The sequence below is a fragment of the Enterococcus alcedinis genome, assembly GCF_014635985.1.
Classification (GTDB): domain Bacteria; phylum Bacillota; class Bacilli; order Lactobacillales; family Enterococcaceae; genus Enterococcus_I; species Enterococcus_I alcedinis.
This window is the reverse complement of record NZ_BMDT01000009.1, coordinates 1-20655: the sequence shown is the minus strand read 5'-3', so window position 1 is coordinate 20655 and position 20655 is coordinate 1. Positions and strand designations below refer to the sequence as shown.

The 20655-nt window shown below is 37.8% G+C and carries 21 protein-coding genes; 7 read left to right on the top strand and 14 right to left on the bottom strand.

Annotation, left to right across the window (positions count from 1 at the left end; all coding sequences use genetic code 11):
- Window positions 1-75: 75 nt before the first annotated feature.
- The 8 genes from IEV09_RS09470 to nhaC form a co-directional block, all read right to left on the bottom strand.
- The gene (locus IEV09_RS09470; RefSeq protein WP_188368058.1) at window positions 76-684 is read right to left on the bottom strand and encodes a flavin reductase family protein; all 609 of its coding nucleotides are present in this window, start codon (window positions 682-684) and stop codon (window positions 76-78) included.
- A 2-nt stretch (window positions 685-686) separates the two neighbouring features.
- A complete protein-coding gene (locus IEV09_RS09465; protein ID WP_188368057.1) occupies window positions 687-1652 on the bottom strand; it encodes a ring-cleaving dioxygenase in 966 nt (321 codons plus the stop codon).
- A gap of 21 nt (window positions 1653-1673) precedes the next feature.
- The gene (locus IEV09_RS09460) at window positions 1674-2093 is read right to left on the bottom strand and encodes a MarR family winged helix-turn-helix transcriptional regulator (RefSeq protein ID WP_188368056.1); all 420 of its coding nucleotides are present in this window, start codon (window positions 2091-2093) and stop codon (window positions 1674-1676) included.
- A gap of 220 nt (window positions 2094-2313) precedes the next feature.
- Window positions 2314-3063: an ABC transporter permease gene (locus tag IEV09_RS09455; RefSeq protein WP_188368055.1), complete on the bottom strand. Its 750-nt coding sequence runs from the start codon at window positions 3061-3063 to the stop codon at window positions 2314-2316.
- Window positions 3060-3968, bottom strand: coding sequence for an ABC transporter ATP-binding protein (locus IEV09_RS09450; RefSeq protein ID WP_188368054.1), 909 nt, complete (start codon window positions 3966-3968; stop codon window positions 3060-3062). Before IEV09_RS09450 ends, IEV09_RS09455 begins: the two co-directional genes overlap by 4 nt.
- Window positions 3965-4177, bottom strand: coding sequence for a PLDc N-terminal domain-containing protein (locus tag IEV09_RS09445; protein ID WP_188368053.1), 213 nt, complete (start codon window positions 4175-4177; stop codon window positions 3965-3967). The genes IEV09_RS09450 and IEV09_RS09445 overlap by 4 nt, the downstream gene beginning before the upstream one ends.
- Window positions 4170-5279 (bottom strand): helix-turn-helix domain-containing protein, encoded by a 1110-nt coding sequence (locus IEV09_RS09440; RefSeq protein WP_229731698.1) that lies wholly within the window; start codon window positions 5277-5279, stop codon window positions 4170-4172. Before IEV09_RS09440 ends, IEV09_RS09445 begins: the two co-directional genes overlap by 8 nt.
- Before the next feature lie 143 nt (window positions 5280-5422).
- Entirely contained in the window at window positions 5423-6832 is a 1410-nt protein-coding gene (nhaC, locus tag IEV09_RS09435; RefSeq protein ID WP_188368052.1) for a Na+/H+ antiporter NhaC, read from the bottom strand.
- A gap of 605 nt (window positions 6833-7437) precedes the next feature.
- On the opposite strand from nhaC, the gene IEV09_RS09430 reads away from it, so the two are divergent.
- Window positions 7438-7977 (top strand): DUF924 family protein, encoded by a 540-nt coding sequence (locus tag IEV09_RS09430; RefSeq protein ID WP_188368051.1) that lies wholly within the window; start codon window positions 7438-7440, stop codon window positions 7975-7977.
- A gap of 60 nt (window positions 7978-8037) precedes the next feature.
- Here the strand turns inward: IEV09_RS09430 and IEV09_RS09425 are convergent, their stop codons facing one another.
- From IEV09_RS09425 to IEV09_RS09400, 6 genes are all read right to left on the bottom strand, one after another.
- Window positions 8038-8220: a DUF6366 family protein gene (locus IEV09_RS09425; protein ID WP_188368050.1), complete on the bottom strand. Its 183-nt coding sequence runs from the start codon at window positions 8218-8220 to the stop codon at window positions 8038-8040.
- A 289-nt stretch (window positions 8221-8509) separates the two neighbouring features.
- The gene (locus IEV09_RS09420) at window positions 8510-8914 is read right to left on the bottom strand and encodes an organic hydroperoxide resistance protein (RefSeq protein ID WP_188368049.1); all 405 of its coding nucleotides are present in this window, start codon (window positions 8912-8914) and stop codon (window positions 8510-8512) included.
- Between the two features lie 124 nt (window positions 8915-9038).
- Window positions 9039-9695, bottom strand: a complete 657-nt coding sequence (locus IEV09_RS09415) for a GNAT family N-acetyltransferase (RefSeq protein ID WP_188368048.1) — start codon at window positions 9693-9695, stop codon at window positions 9039-9041.
- 81 nt (window positions 9696-9776) lie between these two features.
- Window positions 9777-10658: a ribose/proton symporter RbsU gene (rbsU, locus tag IEV09_RS09410; protein ID WP_188368047.1), complete on the bottom strand. Its 882-nt coding sequence runs from the start codon at window positions 10656-10658 to the stop codon at window positions 9777-9779.
- A gap of 121 nt (window positions 10659-10779) precedes the next feature.
- Entirely contained in the window at window positions 10780-12039 is a 1260-nt protein-coding gene (locus tag IEV09_RS09405; RefSeq protein WP_229731701.1) for an APC family permease, read from the bottom strand.
- A 187-nt stretch (window positions 12040-12226) separates the two neighbouring features.
- Entirely contained in the window at window positions 12227-14125 is a 1899-nt protein-coding gene (locus tag IEV09_RS09400; RefSeq protein WP_188368045.1) for an endonuclease MutS2, read from the bottom strand.
- Between the two features lie 375 nt (window positions 14126-14500).
- Between IEV09_RS09400 and IEV09_RS09395 the strand changes: the two genes are divergently transcribed.
- The 6 genes from IEV09_RS09395 (at window position 14501) to IEV09_RS09370 (ending at window position 20560) form a co-directional block, all read left to right on the top strand.
- A complete protein-coding gene (locus IEV09_RS09395) occupies window positions 14501-15157 on the top strand; it encodes an ABC transporter ATP-binding protein (RefSeq protein WP_188368044.1) in 657 nt (218 codons plus the stop codon).
- On the top strand, window positions 15135-15920 hold the full coding sequence (locus IEV09_RS09390; protein WP_188368043.1) for an ABC transporter permease: 786 nt from the start codon (window positions 15135-15137) through the stop codon (window positions 15918-15920). Before IEV09_RS09395 ends, IEV09_RS09390 begins: the two co-directional genes overlap by 23 nt.
- Window positions 15917-16603, top strand: coding sequence for a response regulator transcription factor (locus IEV09_RS09385; RefSeq protein ID WP_188368042.1), 687 nt, complete (start codon window positions 15917-15919; stop codon window positions 16601-16603). Before IEV09_RS09390 ends, IEV09_RS09385 begins: the two co-directional genes overlap by 4 nt.
- Window positions 16604-17575: a sensor histidine kinase gene (locus IEV09_RS09380; RefSeq protein ID WP_188368041.1), complete on the top strand. Its 972-nt coding sequence runs from the start codon at window positions 16604-16606 to the stop codon at window positions 17573-17575. It abuts the gene before it with no gap.
- Window positions 17576-17754: 179 nt separating this feature from the next.
- Window positions 17755-18525 carry an ABC transporter ATP-binding protein gene (locus tag IEV09_RS09375; protein WP_188368040.1) on the top strand — a complete coding sequence of 257 codons (771 nt, stop codon included), beginning with the start codon at window positions 17755-17757 and terminating at the stop codon, window positions 18523-18525.
- Window positions 18500-20560 (top strand): ABC transporter permease, encoded by a 2061-nt coding sequence (locus IEV09_RS09370; protein WP_188368039.1) that lies wholly within the window; start codon window positions 18500-18502, stop codon window positions 20558-20560. The genes IEV09_RS09375 and IEV09_RS09370 overlap by 26 nt, the downstream gene beginning before the upstream one ends.
- Window positions 20561-20655 lie beyond the last annotated feature (95 nt).

The window sequence follows — 20655 nt, the reverse complement described above, 5'->3', positions numbered from 1 at the left end:
TTCGGAATGAAAGAACTTGATAGCCATCAAGAAAGACCAAAAAAGCGATAACTTTTGTTCGTTATCGCTTTTTATTTAATTGGGACGAATTAAGGTAAATATTTCACCTAATTTGCTATAGTCATGGCCTGCTAGACGACTGATTGGGGCTAATTTTTCCGGATCAATTTTGCCTTCTTCATAAACAGATTCAGCAATCACGTATTTTTCAACCTTTAATAAGAACAAATCGGCCGTTACTTGTTGCTCTTTTTTTATTTCAATTCGGTCATGAACGGTTACTTCTAAACGTATCTTAGCTTCTTTTAAAGCCGGTGTCTGAACACTCTCAGATGGCACGACTTCAAAATCAGCGACGCTTAGTTCGCTTTCATGTGGCTCAAGCGCAGCTGCCGTTTGGTTGGCTTCATGCACATTCTCTTCATCTAAAATATGAATGACACCTTGGCCTTTTTCTCGAAAATTACGAGCGGTGTCCTTTTCTTCTCCATTTTTGCGTTGAATCGCAATCGATACTATCGCTGGATCAGAACTAACAATATTAAAAAAACTAAAAGGCGCAATATTCAAGACACCTGTTGAAGATTCTGTTGTAACCAACGCAACTGGACGTGGAATAATGGAACCAATTAATAATTTGTAATTTTCTCTTTGAGTTAATTGATCCGACGACAGGACATGCATGCTTATCCCTCCCGTTTCGTATTAAAAGGTTTCACTTGGCTTTCGATATATTCACGATTTGGCTCTAAAAATGGTGGTAAAGCTAGACTTTCACCGAGTGTTTCATAAGGTTCATCCGTCATAAATCCTGGTGCATCCGTTGCAAATTCGACTAAAATATGGCCAATTCTCACATATAATGATTCAAAATAAAATCGCTCTACATGTCCAGAGTTCCCTAATCCTGCACGGTTTAATTGCTCTTTCCAAGCATGGATGGCTTCAACATCTTTCAAACGAAAAGCTAAGTGATGGACTTCGCCATAACCTTCACGACCATTTGGTGTTTCTTTATCTTCAACTAAGATGACTTGCGCTCCATTTCCACCTTCGCCAACTTCTAATAAGTAGCGATTGCCTTCGTGGGCGATTTCTTTGAAAGTAAACAATGCTTCAAAAATTTCTTTAAAATCTTTGAAATAGCTAATCGTTATTTCAACTGGACCTAAACCATAAATCGCAAATTCTGCTGGTACTGGACCTTTCTTCCAAGGAATCCCTGGTTTCATCCCTTTGTTGTTTTCATCTGAAATGAGTTGATAATTTTGGTCATCAAAATCAGAGAAATGTAAGACTTTCACACCAAATTCTTCGGTAATTTCACCGTGTTGTACACCGAATTCTTCAAAGCGTTCTTTATAGTAAGTTAAACTCGCATCATTTGGGACACGGAAACTTGTACGAGTGATGGCATTGTTACCTTTGATCCCTTTTGGAATGTTTGGAAAATCAAAGAAAGTCATCGCGGTTCCCGGTGTTCCTTCATCATCCCCATAATAAGTGTGATAGGTATGGATATCATCTTGGTTTACGCTTTTTTTCAGTAGACGCATGCCTAATACATTTGTAAAAAATTCATAGTTCTTCACAATATCACTTGTGATTGCTGTTACGTGGTGTATTCCTAATGGTAATTGTTCTTGTTTCATTAAATATGACACTCCTTTTTCTTACTGATTGACTTTTTTCAACAATACTTTCAATTGAACCAACTCATCTTCTGTTAATTGTTCAAAATAGGTTTCAATTCGCTCAGCATGTTTTGGAAAAATATCGTCCATTAATTTCTTACCTTCTTCGGTAATTCCAACATAAGTCACGCGTTTGTCTTCCTGACAAATTTCACGTTGGACATGGCCTTTCTTAACTAATTGATCAATGACATACGTCGTACTACTACTTGCAATTAAAATTTTATTTTTGATTGTTTGGATTGTTTGTGGCCCTTTATGGTAAAGTAGTTCTAGTACAGAAAATTCAGTTAGGTTTAAGTTATTGCAACTCACATCTTTACGTACTATGTTTTCTAATGCACCACTTGTCCGTAAAATGGCAATTAGTGCCTTTAGACTCTTATCTTGTCGATTCATAAATAATCGCCCCTTAATTTTATTTCGAATTCGAACTAATTGTACTGCATATTTTAAACTTTCTCAATAAAAACGCTCAAAACCCCCAAAGAAAGTTCCTGTCCTCTTTCTTTGGGGGTTCTTTATTTTTTTATATGAAGTTATACATTTGGTTGAAACCGCTTTCTATCTTCTATTCTACCTGAAATTAATAGAAATACTAGTCTTTTTAATTTTTTTATTAAAGTTTTTTATTTCTAAAAATCATCAGACTACATAGAACAAAAAGAACTGAAAGAGCAATTGTCAGCATCATGCTTGGTAATAAGTCTACGAAAACGGCTCGATCCGTTAAAATTGCTACGTTTTGACCAATTAATGAAAGTGGGTTCCAATTTTTAACCACTTCAAATAGATTCGCCACATAACCAATAATCATCACACTAACCATGATCAACAACGCTTCAAATGAACTCTTGGTCATTGTCGATGCTAACAGTATCAGACTTACTAGAAACAGACCAAAGATGAACAATGGTAGCATCGCCAACCAAGGATAAGGACTCTGATTATCTGGAAAGTAATACCAGGTGTAGCCATAAGTAATCCCAAATGACACTAAAACACTGAAACCCCACTGGATATAAAGCATAATGGCCTTACTCAATAAAATAATTGGGCGCTTCAACCCTTTTGTGACTAATGGAACCAATGTGCCTTTGCTAACTTCTTGATTCACAACACCACTGAAAATAATCGCAAATAAGTAAACACCCATTTGGTTGATGTTTTTATAAAATTGCATCCAGGAATCGATTGAAGTCGGTGCCGTCATTGGGAAATCCTCACCGAAACTCATTTTGACAATTTCAGGTGTTAGTTTGGCAATCAGAGGACTCATGATACCAAAAAGCATAAAAATAACCGCTAACAGGATTATTTTTTTCGTGCGCCAAACTTCCAATAACTCTTTCTTAAGAAACGCCATCATTTTGTCACCTCCAAATAAATTTGTTCCAAGGACGGTGCAATATGACGAATGCTTTTTGCCGTTAGATTGAACTGACTCAATTGGGCAATCAACTCTGCAAATGCCAACGGATAAGTCTCGCTGTAAGAAACAAAAACTTGACTTTCATGCTGCTCTTTAATGATTTGTGTTGTTTGCTCCACAAACTGCTCGGCTTCACCTGTATTTTCAAAAACAATTTCAATTTGCGGTTGAGCGTAACGTTCTTTCAAGACGTCAATTTCACCAACCACTTGTAAACTACCTTTGTGTAAAATACCCACTTGGTCACAAATTCGCTCCACATCACTTAAAATATGGGTCGAAAACAAAATCGTGACACGGTTTTTTAAAGAAGCTAATAAATCTAAGAATTCATTTCTACCACTTGGATCTAAAGCCGAAGTGGGCTCATCACAAATCAGAAATTCCGGTTCATTCAGCAGCGCTTGCGCAATCCCTAAACGTTGCTTCATCCCGCGAGAGAAACCTTTAATTTTACTCTTACTCTGTTCCAGCCCGACTAAAGAGAGCATTTCTGCTACGCGTGCTTGTCGTTTATTTTTAGGAATTTGTGTAATTTCAGCGCATAACATTAAATAATCCGTACTTGTCATGTAATCGTAAAATTCAGGTACATCTGGCAAATATCCGGTCATTCGATTGGTTGCCGTTTCGCCAAAACGAACTTTTTCGCCATTAATATAAATCTCTCCTGATGTCATTTCATCTAAACCTAAAATCAATTTCATCGTTGTCGTTTTTCCGGCGCCATTCTCACCGACAAAACCAAAAATAGCGCCTCTAGGAATGGAAAAAGACAAATCTTTTAATACTTTCTTACTCCCGTATTGCTTAGAGACTGCTCTCACCTCAAGGACATTCACTCAGAATCACCTCGACCAAATACAAAATAAATCACCGGTCCGACAATCTGTAATACAATAACAATGATTAACCAAAGTGCTTTATTACCAAAGCGATAGTTTGGATGTTTTAAAACGTGGATAACTGCGGTAACCATTAATGCCATTTGCAAAACAATTAACGGGATAAAAAGTGGTAAATTATCAATGAAAAATTGGGTATTATTCATCTAACTGCTCCTTTATTTGTTTAATTTTTTGAAAAACAGCTTCCTCTTGATAAGAGAAAAATGCTGGATGCTCCAATACAATGGCTAACAACTCAGATACGATATTTGACGCTTCCCTCGGTAGTTGTGGACCGAGTTCTAACTGTTCTAACCACGGATCAATTCGATTAAAATACGCATCGCCATGCAGGACTAAAGGGGTCTTTAATGTCGTAATTATTCCCGGTACTTTGGCAATAATTTCCAAAACAATCTCTTTTTGATCCAATTGGGCAAAGCCTGTCGCTGCCGATATTTGAAAATTAAACCAACTGATTGGATGCAGTTGCTCGAGCTCAAAGGCTTCCGCTATCGCTTGCCCACGCAGATAAGTGATTTGGAACTTATCCAGATCATGGACTAACAATTGTAAGTAATTCGTCAAACCACTCATCATCACAAACAAATATTGCGCAATCGCACTTTGGTAAGTCGCATCGCTTTTTTCTATTTCACCTTTTTGTTGAAAAGCATTGGCGATTAAACTTTCTCTCGGGAAATAGCTAGGAACATACTCGCCTAATAGCTCTAAAACAGCATCAGATTTTTCCAAAGCCAATAAAGTATACGCCTCATAATCACAAGCTTGTTGAACGATATGGGCATCTTTTGAGCCTTGTTTGACGTGCAAAAAGAGTTCTCTCGCCTCTTCAATATAAAGTGCCATTGAACTTTTATCGGTCTTATTTAAAAAGTAATCCAAATGATTCAAAATAAACAAACCCATTTGCAACACAAAAGGATAACAAGAATAGTAGCGGCGAGTTAATCGGCGCAATTCATGTAGGACTTCTTCGCTACTTTGTTTCAGTAATGATTTTTGTAATAATTGATAAATTCGTTTAATCTCATCGGTCGTTAATTGGGAATGATAATCCAATAGTTGGTCCATCGTAATATCAAAAAAAGCAGCTAACAATGGTAGTAACGTAATATCTGGATAGGTCATATCGTTTTCCCATTTTGAAACCGACGCTTTTGATACACCAATAAAATCGGCTAATTCTTGTTGCGTTAAGCCTTTTTCTTTTCTTTTTTCGCTCACAATTTGTCCAATTTTCACTTGCCCACATCCTCTACTTTCTATATTATAAAGTGTTTAAGAAAAAACAGCAAAGGAGTTCTTGTTAACTTTAAGTAGCGAAAGTTTCCTTTTGCGATACAAAAAAAAAAGAAACCACTAGCTACAGTGATTTCTTTCTCAATTTATTTTACGCTAAAAAATTTCTTCTTCTGGGCTTGTTCATCTAAGTATGTCACGCCAATTCCTGTTAGAGCGCTAATCAGCGAAAAGACGGGCGAAAGTAAACTAAAGAAGACAAATGGTAAGTACGTTAATGTTGGTACCCCAAAAGTACTCGCGACAAAACTGCCGGCAATTCCCCAAGGGATCAAGTAGTTAATCACCGTTCCACCATCTTCTAAGACGCGACTTAAAACGACTAAATCAATTTTCTTTTCACGGTAAACCTCTTTAAACGCATTTCCTGGTAAAATCACTGACAAGAATTGTTCACCGATAAAGATATTGACCCCAATTGATGTTAGTAAGCTCACAACAATCGTTCCAGAACCCGATTGAATTTTCGTTGCAACCACAGCCATCACCGTTGAAATTAAGTTCGTTTCCATTAATAATCCACCCAACGACAACGTCAAAATAATTAAAGAAACGGTCGGCATCATACTAGCTAGACCACCACGTGATAACAACAAATCAATTTGTTGATTACCCGTTTCAGAGACAAATCCCGATTCGATAAAGGTCGCGATTTGCGTAATCGGTGTCTCCGGTGATTGGACAATAATAAATAGAATAGCAATTCCCACGTTCAATAAAATCGTCAAGATTGCAGGGATTTTTTTCCATGCACAAAAGAACATAAAGCCAATTGGGACTAATGCCCATAGTGACACAGTAAAGTTACGCTCTAGCACCGAGACCACTTCATTAATTTCAGATAATTGAACCGCATTGTCTGATACGCCAAAAATAGCAAATAAAATTAAAGAGACGACAAATGCTGGGACCGTTGACCACAACATATTTTGAATGTGTTTAAATAAATCAACTTCCGCAATCGCTGCCGCTAAGTTGGTTGATTCCGATAATGGCGACATTTTATCCCCAAAAATCGCACCTGACGCAATCGCACCTACAAGTAATGGTGGATGAATCCCCAATGTAATTCCTATTCCAAAAAAGGCAATACCAACGGTCGACATCACGGTAAAGGCACTACCGACCGCACTGCCAACGATCGCACAGACGATAAAAATCGACGGGACAAACCATTTAACACTAATAATTTTAAAGCCATAAACCATTAGTGTTGGAATAATACCTGCTTGAATCCACACTGCAATTAATGCACCAATTAACAAAAAAATAAAAATAGGAATAATGCCTGGTTTAATTCCTTGAATAATACCGCGATTGATTTGATCAAATGGTACTTTCTTAATCACAGCATAAATCATCACCACCGCAATTGATGCTAAAATAGCAATACTCGGTGAGATTTTTAAGACAATCACACCTAATGCAATACTGGCAATAATGAGGATTAAAACTAAACTCGCTTCTAAAATACTCGGTTGATTCTTTTGTTTCATTTTCTATTCTCCTTTGGGTTTTCTAATCGTTGATTAAAGATTCCAAAAGAAACGATAACGAATAACTCCGCCACAACTCACGACGCTCTCTCCTTTTTTCCCTTACTAAGCTTATTTTTTAAGACAACTTATCACTCGTATCAAAACGCTCAATCAATAACCTTGATTGAACGGTATTGGTTGAGCTGATACTCGGCAATAAGACGTTTTCGATAAAATGAAAGTACCATTTTTCGAAAAGTTTGCTTATTGCTCGTATCAAAACGCTCAATCAATAACCTTAATAAAAAACGCCCTTAGCTAGGGTTACTAGCTAAGGACGAAATATTTTCGTGGTACCACCTTAATTTAAAAACAGCGTACTGTTTTCCTCATTGATATTCGATTGTATACGATACTATGTAATTCAGTCAGTAAATTTTGTTCGATTCGCAGCAACCATCGACTTTCTGGACAGGTAATTTAAGACTTACTAGTAGTAAAGCCATTACTTTCTAATGGACGTTTCTGCTACTATACCAAGTTCAATCTAAAAAAGCTAGTATTTTTTGTTTTTGCATTTTAAAAGATTTATCGTTACACTATAAAAAAGGAGCGTGACAATAATGCAACCTCAGACAATTTTAGATTATTGGTTTAAAGAAATCCCATCCGAAAATTGGTTCAAAAGTTCAGATAGTTTTGACGATGAATTGCGTGCTCGATTCACCGAAATTCATCAACAAGCAGCTCAAGGGGAGCTTGCTTCTTGGCGTGAAACGATTCATGGTCGTTTAGCTGAAATCATTATTCTTGATCAATTTTCTCGTAATATTTACCGTGGATCAACTGCCGCTTTTTCTTGTGACAACATGGCGCTAGCTCTTGCCCAAGAAGCCATTAAACAACCGGATTTAAATGATTTATCGATCACTGAAAAAGGGTTTCTTTTTATGCCTTATATGCACAGTGAATCCTTAATCATTCATCAAGAAGCGCTTCGTTTATTTAGCGAACCGGGGTTAGAAAACCAATTGCATTTCGAACAGTTACATCGAGACATTATAAAAAAATTTGGGCGCTACCCACACCGTAATCAAATTCTCGGTCGTGTCTCAACACCTGAAGAAATCGCCTTTTTAAAAGAGCCCAATTCATCCTTTTAGTAGCAAGTATTCGTATCATATAAAGAGGCCGTGACATAAGTCACGGCCTCTTTATATGATTTATTTAAAAAACGTAGCATAAATAAAATAACCAACAATTAAAATAATGATGATAATCAGTGTACTTTTCCAGCTGCCTCGATGGTATTGATCGCCAACATTTCCACGAAATATCCGTCCAGCATTTTCAAACATACTTGCAACCGGTGGACCCTCTTTATTTTTTCGTTTATCCTTAGCCATTAATACGCCTCCTTAAACACAATCAAAAGACATTTTTGATAGACTTTTTCTTATGACTCGTCATCAAACACTCGGAGATAACTCTTCCCCTGGAGAAAATCAAACAGCGATTTTTCCAGAGGTGTCCTTATCTCTCACCGCTGAACGCTTCAAAAATAGCCTCTTTTCTAAACGGTATAAATGAAGTAGTGACTCGGTAATAAACCAGAATATTTTCGAAAGCAAAGAACTCTTTCAAAAAATTCTTTGTTTATTACTCGTCACTGAACACTTCTTTTATAGCCTCTTTTTACACTATTTCGAATGTGACTTCGACGTTATTTCGTAGGGCTTTTGAGTAAGGGCAGACTTGGTCGGCTTTTTTCGTTAATTCTAATGCACGTGCTTCATCGACACCATCGATATGGACTTCTAATACAACACCAATATGGAAGCCTTCCACATCGTCTGCGTATAAGCTCACACGAGCCGTGATTGTGCTGGGATGAACGTCTTTTTCTTGGTCCATTACAAGTTCTAATGCACCATTGAAGCATGCGCTATAAGCAGCAGCGAATAATTGTTCTGGATTAGTGGCATTTTCAACTTTCTTGCCTGGAGAGGTTACCTTGTACTTGAAGCTCTGGTCTGGAGAATGGACTTCACCTTCACGACCGCCAGTATTGATGATTTTCGTTTCATAAACTTTCTTCATTGATAATTCCTCCTACTTCCTTGTTGTTTGTTATTGAGAAAGCGCTATCCATTATGAGCACAGCTCTTTATCTAATTCTACTGTACACAATATATTTTCGAAAAACAAAGATTTCGCCTTCTATTTAGCGTGCTTCTTCCATTAATTTTGAAAAGACCGGTTCTTTAATAACTGTTTTCAACACTTCTTCTAATCCATTATTAAAATCGTTGTCGTCTTTGCGTAAGGTTTCCGTTTTGCATAAATAAAAACCCAATTTATGGTACAAAACAATCGCTGGATAACTCCATGTTTGCGTGTGGAGCATTACGTCTTTTCCAGGTTCCAATTCGTTAAATAAAGTCATCGCCTTAGCCACAACGCTTTTCCCTAATTGTAACCCTTGGTATTCCGGATGGACGCTGACCCAATGCAAGATTGGTTGATATTCACCAAATTTGTTTGCCATCCATGCGGTCGCTGTTGCAACCACTTCACCATTCGGCGCTTCGATAAAAACTTGGCGTTGACTTAACGCATCGTTTTCAATTGTAAAAAGTGTATCGAGCGCTTGATAACGATCGCCACTTGGTAAAAATTCGGATTCAAAACGAGCACGCGCTGCTTCGATTTCATCGAATTCAGCCACAAGGGTTTCTAGTTTCGCCCAATTTTCTTGGTCGCCTTCCTGATAAAAGCGATAGATAAATCCTTCAGGTAAAGTAGGGACATCGATTTTTTTAATATCGTCTGCGTTGATTTTCATATAAATACTTTTAAACGGCACTGATTTTTGTAACATTCCAAAATCACTCCTTCTCTTTTTTCTTTATTATAACAAAAAAACGAATGCAAGACGGCGATCGTCCACATTCGTTTTCGTTTAATTCATAACAGTTAAGGCTGCGGCAAAAATAATTAAACCTAAACCGATGAGTGTCACACGCATTTCTTTCTTTGTTTTTCGTTGTTTTAAAAACCAAATACTCGTTAAAGTTCCAACAACGACACAAACTTGTGATAAAACAAAGCCTGTTGCTAAACCATTCATATTTGGTTGCGCTGAAATCAAATAAGTTAAAGCAGCAAACGCAAATAAAAATCCCGAAGCAATATTGCCGTAAGACACTCTTTCCGTAAAGACGGCACGTCCTTTAAATGATGTCACAATACCATAAATGATGGCAACAAGTAACATGCCGATTGTTTGTGGTAAAAACGCTGTCATCCCATCGATTGTCGTTGCTTGCGGTGCGGCAGAATAAGTTAAATAGCCAATCTCTCCAATAGCTAAAATCAAAATCGCCTTTTTCATAACGAGTGCACTCTCTTGACTCTTTTTCTCCATCCAAACCGTTAAACTGGCACCGAAAATAATTAAAATAAGTGCAATGCCTCCCATGATCCGTTCACTGGTTGACGGCCAGTTTCCTAGAAAAATCACGCCCCATAAAGAAGCGCCAAGCAATTGAAACGCGGTCGTAACTGGTAACGCTTTCGAAGCACCTACTAAAGCGAACGATTGAAACGTTAAGATTTGAGCGAGCGCCCAACCCACACCTGAAAAAAGAGCTAAGATCAAATCTCCCCCTGTTGGTAAGGCGGTTTTTGTTGCAATCGCAACGATTAAAGCAAAAATAAAAGCGCCTAAAGTCGTTCCAAATATTTGATGTACTGGACGCCCACCAATTTTGGAAGCAACGGTTGGAAAAAATCCCCAACCAATCACTGGACATAGTCCAATAAGTAGTGCTGTTGTATTCATTTTGTTCTCCTACTATCCATTCTTTTATTCCAAAAGGGAATCATAGCATAAGAAATTTTAGATTTCAATCGATAAAAAAACAGTGAACTCAGTAAGATTACCGTTTCACTGTTCTTTATTTTTATGCTTTTTTCTGTCCAAGATAATAAACCGGTATGCCTAATAAGGTCAAGCTGACTCCTGATAGCACAAGGATTGGCTGAGTCATCGCTGTCATGATTAGGATAAATAACCCGCCAACAATCGCAATAATCGGTGTGGTCGGATATAAAGGGACTTTGTATGGTCGTGCAAGTGTTGGTTCTTTTTTACGTAAAATAAAGACGGCAAAAAAGATTAACACGCTAAAGAACCACATCACAAAAATCAACATATCGGTAAGTAAATCAAAACTACCGACTAAAATCATTCCACAACCGATGACCAATTGAATGAGAGCTGGTAATAACGGCACATATGTCCGGCGCGTTAATTTCGTTAAAGAGGAACTAAAACGAAATTTCGTCTGTAAAGCCAACGCATACGGTACTCGAATTCCTGTCATCGTATAACCATTCAATGCACCGTAGACTGAAATTAAGATGCCGATTGTTACTAATTTTCCACCAATGGTTCCAAACAACAAGCCTGCTGCCTCAGAAGCCGCGTTTAAATTTCCAGCAATTTGATCGACTGGCAACAGTTTGAAAAAGACAAAGTTGATTGCCCAATAAATTAGCGTTACAAAACTTAAGCCTAAAATAATCGCTTTTGGTAAATCTCTTTCTGGATTTTTCAGCTCTCCTGCCACGTTTCCGACATTTAACCAACCATCGTAAGCAAAGGATGTCGCTAAGAGCGCACCACTAAATCCGGCAACCCAAGACTGATCGCCACCTATTTCTAGGTTAATTAACGAAACGTTGACGGCTCCTGGCGTCAATAGCCCGTATAAAACAATTGCAAAAATTGGCAAGAGTTTAATGATAAGTGTAATTGACTGAACGCGAGCAGCCACCCGTGTACCTAACAAATTAATCCCTGTAACACTAATTGCTGTAATGATTGCGACTGGAATCAATGCCTGCTGACTTAAATGGAATAGATTCATTAACTGTGTCGCAAAAATAATACTTAAGGCCGCAATATTGGCTGGATAATAAATAATCGTCTGTGCCCAACCAAGCAAAAAGGCCATGACCTTACCATAGGTTGCTTCGATGTATTGAATCGCGCCACCAGTTTTAGGAATTGCCGTTGCCAGTTCAGCAACGGTCAGTCCACCACAAATGGCTAAGACCCCTGCGAGTAACCAAGCAAACAAAGCCAAGCCAGCTGACTGTGTATGAGACGCGACCGCTGCTGCTTTAAAGAAAACACCGGCTCCAATGACGGTCCCCATAACGGTCGATAGCGCACCTGTTAATGATATCTCTCGTTGAAGTTTTTTGTTTTCCAAGAATGCACACTCCTTCCACTAAAAATAGATTAGCAAAAGTATACGAGATTCTGATGGAAAATTCCAATGAAATCTTTCATTTTCAGCAAATAATATGAAAGTTCACAAACAAAAACGTTTTTCCTCTGTTTTATTGATTTTTTCGACGTGCTTTTGCTTCTTTATCTAAACGTTTATGGGCTTTTTTAGAGCCTCGCAATAAATCTCTTTCTTGTTTTCGTTCATGAAAATCAGTGAATAATTGTTCCAAATCATAATCTTGTGGATATAATTCTTCACGACGAGCCAACAAGCGGATGCGACGACGTAAAACATCGACGCGCTGCCCTTCAACAAAAATTTGTACTTCTTCTTGTCCGTCGTCTTGATAAACCAATCCAACTTTTTTGTTTTCTGTCCATTCGACGCGATCACCTTTTTGATAAAGAATCAATGCTTCAATTTTTTTTGCAACAGCTTTTGGCTGTTGGCTGAAAGATTCACGTGTCGTTTTAAAAGGTGCTTTATCTATGTATTGTTGCGCTTTTTCTAGAACCGTGGCGGATAAATTCATTTTTTGCGCAATCCATAACGCTTGACTCTCGCCGACTTGCCCAACAATTAAGCGATACAACGGTGATAAACTTTCTTGATCAAAAGCCATCGCTGCTGGGATAAAATCTTCATGTTCTTGGGCAAAGCGTTTCACTTCACCATAATGGGTTGTTGCTACGACTAATGCGCCTTTGCGGTACATTTCATCCATGATTGCAACAGCGAGTGCTGCGCCTTCATTTGGTTCGGTTCCACTACCAATTTCATCGAATAAAACCAGTGTATGACGTTTAACTTTTGGCAACATTTCTCCAATATTTTTTAAGTGACCAGAGAAGGTACTCAACGCATTCTCTAAATTTTGTTGATCACCAATATCGACAAAAACGTGATCAAAAACAGCTAACTCCGTTCCTTCTTTGGCCGGAACTTGCAAGCCAAGCATCGCCATCAATGTCAATAATCCAATTGTTTTTAAGACAACTGTTTTCCCACCAGCATTTGCACCAGTAATAACCAAACCACGATACGTTTCACCTATTTCAAAATTCAACGGGATCGCATCGTCAGGTAAGAATGGATGACGTCCTTCAATCAAGTGAATGTACTCTGTCTTATTCACTTTCGGCGTGATTCCATTGATTTCTCGACTGTATTTACCACGAGCAAAAATACAATCTAAGACAGTAATCGTTTCGATTGCTTGATCAATCAGCGTTTCATTTTCCGCTAAGTAACCCGTTAACTCTGCTAGAATTTGGTATTCTTCCATCGTCTCTTCCATCACTAGTTGATTCAGTTGTTCGTTTAATTTTGAAACCGCACTCGGTTCGATAAAAGCCGTCTGACCTTTATTTGATTCTTCAATCAATGTCCCGGCAACTTTATTTTTATAACTAGCTTTAATCGGTACCGTATAATGCTCGCCTTTTTTGACAATCATACTTTCTTGAATCATTTCTTTGTTCTTACTATGACGAATAAACTTCATAAGTTTTTCTTGAATTTCTTTTTGCACTTCGATTTTTTTCCGGCGAATTTTCGCTAGTTGAGTTGTGGCTGTATCCACAATTTTTTGATTGCTAATCTTTGTTTCAATGGCTGTTTCAATTTCCATTAAGTCCGGCAAATAACGACTATATGCATAAAGTGTTGGTGTCTGGTATTGATTTTTTTCAAAAAACTTCATGATTAAACGACTGCTTCGTAAAAAATCCCCACACTCAACCAAGTCACTCGGTGTTAAAATTAACCCTTTTCGTACTTGATCCATCAATAAAACAATTCGACTCAATCCCATAAACGGCACGTGTTGACTACTATCTAAAATGATTCGTGCTTCTTTCGTTTCTGTTTGACGTTTTTGAACGGTCGCTAAATCGCTTGGTGGCAACCAGTCTGCGATCAAGGCTTTACTATGTTCGCCAATCGCCTTTTCTTGGATTTTTTCAATAATTTGATTGTATTGTAATTTCATTAACATTGTTTGATTCATTTATTCATCTTTCCCTTCATTTACAAAGAGATACCTTCATCACTGTTCCTTGTTTCTCATAATGTTAAACCTAGAAAACACAAAAAAACGATAGTCTACGCCACTATCGCTTAAGAATACAATTATCCTGCTATCGATAGGTATCTTTATAAGTACGCCAAATAAACTAGACCTCAGCCTATTTTTTTTAGCGATTCACTTATGATTTAGATACCGATTACACTCACAAAATTGTCCCCATTTACTAGGTTTTATTTTTTAATTCCTTCATAATTTACCAAGTTTTTACCTAGTTGTCAAATATTCCTAAATCTCCTTTCATAAAAAAAATAGAAACGGTACAATAAGAGTATCAATTTTAGGTGAGGTTTTTAAATGACACTATTATGCATCAATGATTTGTCCTATCAAGTCGATACACAAAAAATTTTAAGTCACATTGATCTACAGGTCGAAGAAAATGATTGGTTGATGATTACTGGTCCTTCTGGTGGTGGAAAAAGTACACTGCTCAAGCTAATCGCTTCCTTACTTACACCGACCAGTGGTTCAATCATTTATCAAAATAAAAATCAGAAAGAGTATGAAACCACAACGTATCGCAAAGAAGTTTCTTATTGCTTTCAGAACCCTACGTTATTTGGTGAAACGGTTTATGATAATTTACTGTTTCCTTTTACGATTCGTGAATTGCCTTACGATGAGGTCAAAGTCAAACACGCATTGCAACTCGTAGCCTTGACAGATGATTTTATCACGAAAAAAATCACTGAACTTTCTGGCGGGGAACGTCAACGGATTGCCTTATTACGTAACTTATTATTTTTGCCAAAAATCTTACTTCTGGATGAGGTGACTGTTGGCTTAGACAGTGAAAACAAACAAATCGTTCACGATTTGCTCGAACAAGTCCATCAACAAGGTGTGACCATTCTTCAAATTTCACATGATACGGAAGAATTAGCCACTGCAACACATACCATTTTCTTACAAGAAGGAGGCCTTTTAAATGAATCAACTCGCCGTCAATAATCTTTCACTCTTCTTTTCTTTTGCACTTGTGATGATCGCAGTTTTCATTAGTCAAAAAGAAAAACTGGAGTTAAGTAAAGACATTTTCTTCAGCGTGATTCGAGCTGTCCTCCAATTAGCAATCGTTGGTTATGTCTTAAAATATTTGTTTCAAGTAAACAATGTCGTCTTAACTGCCAGTATGAGCTTTTTTATTGTTTTAAATGCTGCGTGGAATGCGCACAAACGCAATCCGCATTTCATCAAAAATTATTGGGAGACCCTTTTAGCGATTACTGTCAGTACGTATATCACGATGGGAATTTTAATCGTATCCGGTGCGATTAAATTTATTCCCTCTCAAGTTATCCCGATTAGTGGCATGATTGCTAGTAACTCCATGGTTGCGATCGGGCTTTGTTATCGTAATCTCGCTTCTAAGTTTCACGATCAACGACAACAAGTTCTAGAAAAATTGGCTTTAGGCGCCACGATTAAACAGGCTTCTCAACCGATTTTACGCGAAAGTATCAAAGTTGCGATGCAGCCAACGATTGATTCCGCCAAAACAGTTGGTCTAGTGAGTTTGCCCGGAATGATGTCCGGCTTGATCTTTGCCGGTGTTGATCCGGTCCATGCGATTAAATATCAAATCATGGTCACTTTCATGTTGCTTTCTACAACTAGCCTCGGTTCGATTATTGCTGGCTATCTTGGTTACAAAAAATATTTCAATCAACAGTTACAGTTTGTCGATGCCATCAAAAAGGAGACACACGTATGAAAATATTCTTAATCGAAGATGATTTAACGCTCGCTCATTTAGTCTGTCAAACCATTGAGAAATACAATTTTGATGTCACTATTGCTACAAACTTCCAATACTTAGATCAAGAATTTTTTGAACTCAAGCCTGATTTAGTCTTAATGGATATTAACCTACCTTATTTCGACGGTTTTTACTGGACGAAAAAAATTCGCCAACAATCCAATGTACCGATTATTTTCCTATCGGCTCGCGAGCACCCGATGGATCAAGTCATGGCAATGGAATATGGTGGCGATGATTACCTCGTCAAACCCTTTAACAATGATATCTTAATTGCTAAAATCAAAAGTCATTTACGTCGAAGTTATGGGGAATACGCGATGGCTAAAGAACGAACGGTCAGCTTCCAAGCCCTGACTTACTATCCTGAACGTTTAGAAATTCATTACCAAGCCAACACGGAATTGTTAACGAAAAAAGAAGGCGAATTATTAGAATTACTTATCGAAGAAGCGCCAAAAGTTGTGCCTAGAGAGATGTTACTCATGACTTTGTGGGATGACATTCGCTTTGTTGACGACAACACACTATCTGTCAATATGGGCCGTTTACGAAAAAAACTGGAAGATATTGGTTTATCTGACTGTATTTTGACGATTCGTGGCAAAGGCTATCAATTGAATTGGCAGGTGGATTAAATGCATTTTTATCTGAAAACCCATTGGCGGCTATTTCTTGCCTGTATCGGAATTGTAAGCTTCGTCGCGATTATTATCGGTCTGACCGATGCACTCGATTGGCGACTCTCGCTTTATTTTTTAGGCCTTTCTACCTTTTTATTCTTTGTCTTATTTTTCTATGACTACTATACAAAACGCCACTTGTATCGCTTTTTATCCGGTGAAACCACGGCGATGCTTTATGGTGATCGAAGTCCGATTAGTCAACAAATCCAAAAACAGTTTGATACCCTTCGAAGAAAAGAAGAAAAACATCTCTTACTCTTAAACAAGCGACGCGAGCAACAAATTACCTTTATGAATTTATGGGTGCATCAAATGAAGACCCCTCTTAGTGTCTTAGAAATGATGGCACAAAATAAGGAACTATCGCCGACTGCTGTTTTGACAGAAACGCAACGAATCAAAAACGGTTTAACTATCGCCTTAAATGAAGCACGCTTAAGCAGTGGCTTTCAATCTGATTTCATTTTGATGCAATTGCCTTTAACTCAAGTCGTTTCGACGGCGATTAATACGCAAAAAACGGCGTTCATTCAACGAAATATTTATCCCTCACTTTTGATTCCAGAACATTTGACCGTCATTAGTGATGAAAAATGGCTCGCTTTTATGATTGAGCAAATTCTGACAAACAGCTTAAAATACTCGTATCCAAAAGGGAAAATTGAATTATCCGCAACCGAGACGAAGGAACAAATCTTTCTGCATATCACTGATTTTGGGATTGGCATCCCTGCTTCTGATCTTCCTCGAGTCAAACAAGCCTTCTTCACTGGTGAAAATGGTCGCAAATTTGGTGAAGCAACAGGCATGGGACTCTACTTAGTCCATCAAGTCGCTACAGGCTTATCGATTGATTTGAAAATCACTTCGACACCCGGAGTTGGCACAACTGTCACCTTGGTCTTTCAAAAAATAAATACTTAGCCTAGGGGCTGTGACTGGTGTCACAGCCCTTGTTTATCATACAAGCATTTGATCGATAAACGGGTGCCAAAAGTCTGATTGAATCTTACAGCATTGTAAGATTCATGTGCGTTCAAGTCATAGTTAAATCAATCTTTTCTTGTTAAACTAGCTTTAAGACTTATCTTAGGAGGAAAAAAATGTCATTACTAACAGTTAAACACCTTACGAAAAATTATACTGGCGAGGTCACCGTTGAAGTTTTAAAAGGCATCGATTTAAAAATTGATAAAGGAGAAATGGTCGCTATTATGGGCCCTTCAGGTAGTGGAAAAACAACCTTACTAAATTGTATTGCAACGCTCGATCAGCCAACATCCGGTGTCGTTTTATTAGATAAAGAAAATCCCCACTTATATGAAAAAAACCGCTTAGCCGATTTCCGTCGACATAAACTTGGTTTTGTTTTCCAACAATATAACTTGCTTGCGCCTTTAACCGTGATTGAAAATATCGTTTTGCCATTAACGTTAGATGGCGAGAAACCAGAAATAATGTTAAAAAAAGCCGAAGAACTATTAGCAGAGCTAGGTATTTCTGCCTTACGTGACAAACGAATTCATCAATTATCCGGTGGAGAAATGCAACGTGTCGCCATTTGTCGTGCTTTAATTCATGATCCAGCTTTAATTTTAGCCGACGAACCGACTGGGAATCTTGATTCCAAATCTGCCGATGACGTGATGGGTCTACTTAGTCAATTGAACTTCGAGCGTCAAGTGACAACATTAATGGTGACACACGATGCCTTTGCTGCAAGTTATTGTCATCGCGTTGTGTTCATTAAAGATGGACGTTTTTACAATGAAATTTATTTAGGCGAAAATCGCGATGAATTTTACCAAAAGATTTTAACCGTTTTAAGCCACTTAGGAGGTCGTAGTCATGAACTTCTTCAAGCTGATTACTAATAACGTCTTACGCTCGAAACGAACGTATGGCGGCTACTTTTTAAGTAGTAGCTTCTCCGTCTTTGTTTTCTTTTTATTTGCGATTTTAAACTTTCATCCTCAATTAAAAAGTGGACTTGGCGGCAGTAGCGATACCGTCGCTAGCTTGGCTACGATGGGTATGACGGTCAGCCAAATCTTAATTGTCGCACTCTCGTTTATTTTCTTATGGTATTCATTCGGAATTTTTTCAAAAGCACGTAAACGAGAACTCAGTATTTATGTCATGCTTGGCATTAAGCCCCGTGATTTACGCCGCCTCTTATTTGGCGAAAACATGGTGATTGGTATTGGAGCAATTTTGACGGGTGTGACGTTTGGACTGATTTTTATGAAGGCCATTTTAATCATCGTGCAAAAGATTTTAAGCTTATCCACTGGACTGGATTTTTATTTTCCAACAATCGGGATTGCTTTAACAATTGGTATTTATGTTATTTTATTCCTACTCGTTAGTTTCTTTTTAACCTTACGAATTGAAACAGCTAATCTGACACAACTTGGCAAAAGTGACGAAACACCCGAAAAGACACCCAAAGCCAATCCATTATTTGCCTTGCTTGCCTTTTTGTGCATCGGTCTAGGTTATGGTGCAATGGTCTACTTTGTCCGAAGTATTTATAATAGTAATGTATTCATCTTAATTGCTTGTGTTTTCTTCACTGTTATTGGAACGTTTCTTTTTTTCCATCAAGTCAGTGTCTATTATTACTTATGGAAGAAGAAGCAGCAAAAATATTGGCAAGGAAAAAATTTAATCCTTACCGCAGCGGGGGTTTATCGCGGTAAAGAAAATGCCAACTTATTTGCACTCATCACTTGTACGGCAGCTGTTGCGCTCGTCGGTGTCTCGGTTACCGCCAGTTTAGGTAGTACGGAAGCCAACACACGCAACAATATTCCTATAGCATTAATGATTAATCACTCCAATGATCCAAATAAATACGATTCGATAGCGGAGCAACCAATTATAGAAATGGGAGAAAAAATTTACACTGATCTAAAGACTGCTGGTTACAAACCAACGTATGAACGATTTAATGTCCATCAGTTTGAATATACAGATAAAGCAACAGAAACTCCCAACTATGTATCTTTAGTTTCTGCTTCTGATTACAATCGTGTAGCTAAACAACTTAATCTTTCAACACTCAATCCCAAAGACACGGAGTTATTACTAACAGCGTCTAATTTAGAACATCTTGAACAGATTGAAAACGCCCCTCGAACAGAAACCGTTATTGCTGAATTCAATAATAAAGAACTTTTGTTACAGGAAGTACCAGTCATGTTCAAACCTATTTATTACCAACAAACAGTCATCGCTTCTGACGCATTTGTCGATAATTTTATCGAAACCGTTGAATATGGAAAGCACTTCTCGATTTTCCAATTAATTGACTACAAAAATTGGGATGATGGCAGTCAAGTAAATAAATCAATTATTGCTAACTTAAATCAAAAGACAGCTGATTTTCAGAAAAAAATAGATGCACTTCATAATGCTGAACCTGGTGAAGTTTCTGATGAAGTGTGGAATGATGCATTCGATGAGTATTTCGACTTTGAATCTCTCTACAACACAGTCTTACAAAAACGCCAAGCGAATGGTTTTATCTTAATGATTGGTTTACTAATTGGCGGTGTTTTCTTCTTATTCGCCTCATCGATTCTGTATTTCCGTCTGTTCGGTGATTTAGATAAAGAAGGTCGTTTCCACCGTAGTCTCTATCAAATTGGTTTAACACCAAAAATGCGCCATCAAATCGTTACACGTCAGTTATTATCGATGTACTTCTTGCCCATGCTTGTCGCAACTTTCCATTCAGCTGTCGCTTTCTGGGGATTGGTGCAGTTAGTCGAAATCAATATTTGGCATTACTTCTTCATCATTATTGCCGTGTACTTTACGTTACAATTCTTATTATTCTGGATTTCACGTTGGCGTTACTTGACTCATTTAGACTTACGTGCCGAAAATCCACAAGCTTTTTAAAAAAGAAAATACCGAAACTAGGCGAATGATATGCTCCCCTCATAGTAGACACTAGAAAAAACAAAAATTCTAGTCTACTATGAGAGGAGTTTTTT

Coding starts and splice junctions, on each gene's coding strand:
- IEV09_RS09470 (WP_188368058.1), bottom strand. CDS start 684: ATGCATGTCCTGTCGTCGGATCAATTAACTCAAAGAGAAAATTACAAA.
- IEV09_RS09465 (WP_188368057.1), bottom strand. CDS start 1,652: ATGAAACAAGAACAATTACCATTAGGAATACACCACGTAACAGCAATC.
- IEV09_RS09460 (WP_188368056.1), bottom strand. CDS start 2,093: ATGAATCGACAAGATAAGAGTCTAAAGGCACTAATTGCCATTTTACGG.
- IEV09_RS09455 (WP_188368055.1), bottom strand. CDS start 3,063: ATGATGGCGTTTCTTAAGAAAGAGTTATTGGAAGTTTGGCGCACGAAA.
- IEV09_RS09445 (WP_188368053.1), bottom strand. CDS start 4,177: ATGAATAATACCCAATTTTTCATTGATAATTTACCACTTTTTATCCCG.
- nhaC (WP_188368052.1), bottom strand. CDS start 6,832: ATGAAACAAAAGAATCAACCGAGTATTTTAGAAGCGAGTTTAGTTTTA.
- IEV09_RS09430 (WP_188368051.1), top strand. CDS start 7,438: ATGCAACCTCAGACAATTTTAGATTATTGGTTTAAAGAAATCCCATCC.
- IEV09_RS09425 (WP_188368050.1), bottom strand. CDS start 8,220: ATGGCTAAGGATAAACGAAAAAATAAAGAGGGTCCACCGGTTGCAAGT.
- IEV09_RS09420 (WP_188368049.1), bottom strand. CDS start 8,914: ATGAAGAAAGTTTATGAAACGAAAATCATCAATACTGGCGGTCGTGAA.
- IEV09_RS09415 (WP_188368048.1), bottom strand. CDS start 9,695: ATGTTACAAAAATCAGTGCCGTTTAAAAGTATTTATATGAAAATCAAC.
- rbsU (WP_188368047.1), bottom strand. CDS start 10,658: ATGAATACAACAGCACTACTTATTGGACTATGTCCAGTGATTGGTTGG.
- IEV09_RS09405 (WP_229731701.1), bottom strand. CDS start 12,039: ATGGGGACCGTCATTGGAGCCGGTGTTTTCTTTAAAGCAGCAGCGGTC.
- IEV09_RS09400 (WP_188368045.1), bottom strand. CDS start 14,125: ATGAATCAAACAATGTTAATGAAATTACAATACAATCAAATTATTGAA.
- IEV09_RS09395 (WP_188368044.1), top strand. CDS start 14,501: ATGACACTATTATGCATCAATGATTTGTCCTATCAAGTCGATACACAA.
- IEV09_RS09390 (WP_188368043.1), top strand. CDS start 15,135: ATGAATCAACTCGCCGTCAATAATCTTTCACTCTTCTTTTCTTTTGCA.
- IEV09_RS09385 (WP_188368042.1), top strand. CDS start 15,917: ATGAAAATATTCTTAATCGAAGATGATTTAACGCTCGCTCATTTAGTC.
- IEV09_RS09380 (WP_188368041.1), top strand. CDS start 16,604: ATGCATTTTTATCTGAAAACCCATTGGCGGCTATTTCTTGCCTGTATC.
- IEV09_RS09375 (WP_188368040.1), top strand. CDS start 17,755: ATGTCATTACTAACAGTTAAACACCTTACGAAAAATTATACTGGCGAG.
- IEV09_RS09370 (WP_188368039.1), top strand. CDS start 18,500: ATGAACTTCTTCAAGCTGATTACTAATAACGTCTTACGCTCGAAACGA.